The 3,247-nt window shown below is 64.2% G+C and carries 1 protein-coding gene and 2 pseudogenes; all 3 read left to right on the top strand.

What is annotated here, in order from left to right; genetic code table 11:
* Window positions 1–79: 79 nt before the first annotated feature.
* Window positions 80–1,012: pseudogene (locus M0D64_RS44630) on the top strand (IS110 family transposase); the annotation flags it as partial.
* A gap of 87 nt (window positions 1,013–1,099) precedes the next feature.
* Entirely contained in the window at window positions 1,100–2,173 is a 1,074-nt protein-coding gene (locus M0D64_RS44625; RefSeq protein ID WP_266243674.1) for an IS110 family transposase, read from the top strand.
* A gap of 284 nt (window positions 2,174–2,457) precedes the next feature.
* A pseudogene (locus M0D64_RS44620) lies at window positions 2,458–2,730 on the top strand (hypothetical protein); the annotation flags it as partial.
* Between the last annotated feature and the right edge of the window lie 517 nt (window positions 2,731–3,247).

Genomic DNA, 3,247 nt, shown 5'->3' with positions numbered 1-3,247 from the left:
CAGATCCTATGAGCAGGGGACGTCGACGAACTGATACGTAAAATCAGCGTGTCGAGTCCTGTTCAAAGGAGAGAGCATCATGCGCACGGATCAGACGTTCACGACGGGTGGTGAGGAACCGGTGCTGGCGGTATCACTCGAGCTTGCCGGAGCAAACTGGAAGGTCGCGCTGCACGACGGCCGGCGCGAGAAGCCCGCCGTGCACACGGTCGCGCAGCCACAGGCCGCCGCCCGCCTGCAGGCGGTGCTGGACCTGATCGAATGGCACAGAGAGAAGTGGTTGCTGCCCGCGGGCGTGCGGGTCGTCGTGAGCTACGAGGCCGGCCAGGACGCGTTCTGGATCTGTCGCGCGCTGCAGGCGCGCGGCATCGAGTGCTACGTCGTCGATCCGGCGAGCATTCCGGTCGAACGCCACAAGCGACGCGCGAAGACCGACCGGCTCGATGTCATCAAGCTGGTGATCAATCTGCGCGCGTGGCTGCGCGGCGAGCGTGACCGCATGCACGTGGTTCACGTGCCGTCGCCGCAGGACGAGGCGTCGCGCCAGCTGATGCGCGATCGCGGGGAACTGCAGAAGGAAGTCCTGCAGCATCGCGACCGCATGCGCAAACTGCTGGCCACGCTCGGCTGCTGGGATGAGGTCGACCACAAGGCCTTTGCCGGCCGGCTCGCCCGTAACGAGGTGAAGTGCCACGACGGCACGCCGCTGCCGCCCGAGCTGCGTGAACGGCTGCTGCGCGAGTGCGAACGGCTGGCACTGGCGGAGCAGCAACTCGCCGCGCTGGAGAAGACGCGCAAGGCGAGCGTGCCGGCGGCCGCGCGCAAGCGCAGCGAGGACCTGGCGCGCCTGAAGGGCATCGGCGAGGTGGGTGCGTCGCGCCTCGCGCTGGAGTTGTTCTGGAGGGAGTTCAGCAACCGGCGCCAGGTGGGGGCGTGCGTCGGGCTGGTGCCGCAGCCCTACGACAGCGGCGAGAGCCATACCGATCAGGGCATCAGCAGGCAGGGCAACCGAATTAGTAAGGACTTTCCCGATCTCGTGGCACATAGCGATATGCGAGGATGGTTGGTGCTGGGCAACCCATCTGAGAAGGGGAAAGTCATGGACAAGATTACTCGTATCGGCGTGGATCTGGCCAAGAACATCATTCAGGTACACGGCGTGGACAGCATGGAACGCGTGGTGGTCAGGAAAGCAATCTCGCGACACAAGTTTCTCGAATGGTTTGCCAACCTCGAGCCGTGCCTGGTCGCAATGGAAGCGTGCAGCGCAGCCCACTACTGGGGGCGCAAGCTGCGCGCGCTCGGCCACGAGGTTCGGCTGATCGCGCCGCAGTTCGCCGCACCGTATCGCAAAGGCGGCAAGCACGTGAAGAACGACAGGCTGGATGCCGAGGCCATCTGCGAGGCCGCGGGCCGGCCGCACATGCGCTTCGTGGCCGTCAAAACGGCAGACCAGCAAAACGTGCTGCTGCTGCACCGGATGCGGGACGGTTTCGTTGAGGAGCGTACCGCGCTCGTCAACCGGCTGCGCGGTGAACTGGTCGAGTTCGGCGTCTTCCTGCCGCAAGGCATCAATGCATTTCGTGCCCACTTCGTCGAGGCACTGGAGGACGGGGCCACTGAACTGAACGGTGTCGCACGCACTGCGCTGCTGCGAGGCTGGGAGCACCTGCAGGCCCTCGACCAGCAAATCGCCTGGTGCGACGCGCAAGTCGCCACGCACGTGAAGCACGACAGCAACGCGCAGCGCGTCATGGCGGTCATCGGCATCGGGCCGCTCACCGCGTCGGCCGCGGTGGCCACTGTCGGCGACGCTCACCTGTTCAAGAACGGCCGCCAATTTGCCGCCTGGATCGGCACGGTGCCCAAACAGGCGAGCAGCGGCGGCAAGACCCGGCTGGGCCGCATCACCAAACAGGGCAACACGTATCTGCGCACGCTGCTGTTCCAGGGCGCGCGCTCGGCCGTAACGAGCGCCCATCGACGAACCGACCGGCTCTCGCGCTGGATCGTTCAGCTCCAGGCACGCGTGGGTTGGTATCGAACGCTGGTCGCCGTCGCCAACAAGCACGCGCGCATCCTGTGGGCGATTCTGGCCAAGGGCGAGCGCTTCGATCCGTCGTATGTGCCAACCCGCCCGGCCCCCGCTGGTCGTGAGGCCGCAACCGCATGATCGAATAGATGAAGCATAGAGCCCCGCAACCCCAAAGTCGGAAACTCCGCATACAAGGATTCAACAGGCATGGATAGCGACAGGTCAGACCGGCAGCAGGCGAACTCGAGCACCCGTCAGGCGCTGCATCGCATGTATTCGCCGTCAACCGGATGGAGTCCTGCTGCGCGGTTACTATCCGGGCCCGGGCACAGCAACCATCGTGTCCAACAAGGCCGCTTATAGGTGTGCAGTCTGTCTCGCCGCTCAATGCCGAATGTGTCCCAGATCACATGGGAGTCAAACGAATGGATGAATGAACCCCGAGCTTGCAAAAAAGGGAAAGTCCTTATAGGCGGGTGCGCGCGCTGCTGGTCGAGATGGCGTGGACCTGGCTGCGCTACCAGCCCGGCAGCGCGCTGACGCAGTGGTTCAACCAGCGCACCCAGGGCACCGGACCGAACCGCCGCGCGCGACGCATTGCGATCGTCGCGGTAGCGCGACGTCTCGCGATTGCGCTGTGGCGGTATCTGAAGGACGGCGTCATCCCCGAAGGCGCAGAGCTGAAGTCAGTCTGAGCCAGCAAGGTATCACAGCAACGCCGTCATGCACGACGCGAAACTGATGGATGGACGGTTTGAAGTGAACATGCCCGTCAAGTCCCCGGGTTACCGAAGTAACCGGTTTTACAGATGGGGCATGTTCCCGGAAAAGACTCCGGCGTAATGCGCATGCAGGATGAGGCTGGCCTGGCGCCAGCGGATAGAAGGTGGTCGGACGTCAGGTCTGACGCGCGCGATGACCGGCTTCAGACCAGAAACGCAGACTGGATTGCGGCAATGGTTGACGGCGCGGTGGAAATCCGCCCCGGGAATACGCGGCTGAAATGCGCCCTGTATGCTGGCGAGCCGCAATCAACGCAAGGAGGAACCCGCGTCATAACGAGCCCGAGTTATCCACCGCCGGCCGGGCGTCGTGGTCGTGAGAGGCGACCCGCCGACCGGCCGTGGATAACTCCTGGACATCAGTTCATGGCGTCCACAAAACGGGGAGTTCGCGAAAGGCCTTGACAACTTCCTGCTCATAGAAGGGGAC

This window comes from Paraburkholderia sp. WS6, from assembly GCF_030464835.1.
GTDB lineage: Bacteria > Pseudomonadota > Gammaproteobacteria > Burkholderiales > Burkholderiaceae > Paraburkholderia > Paraburkholderia madseniana.
This window is presented reverse-complemented; position numbering and strand designations above follow the sequence as displayed.

What these genes read in the sequence shown, in the direction of transcription:
- M0D64_RS44625 (WP_266243674.1), top strand. Translation starts at nt 1,100, where the DNA reads ATGGACAAGATTACTCGTATCGGCGTGGATCTGGCCAAGAACATCATT.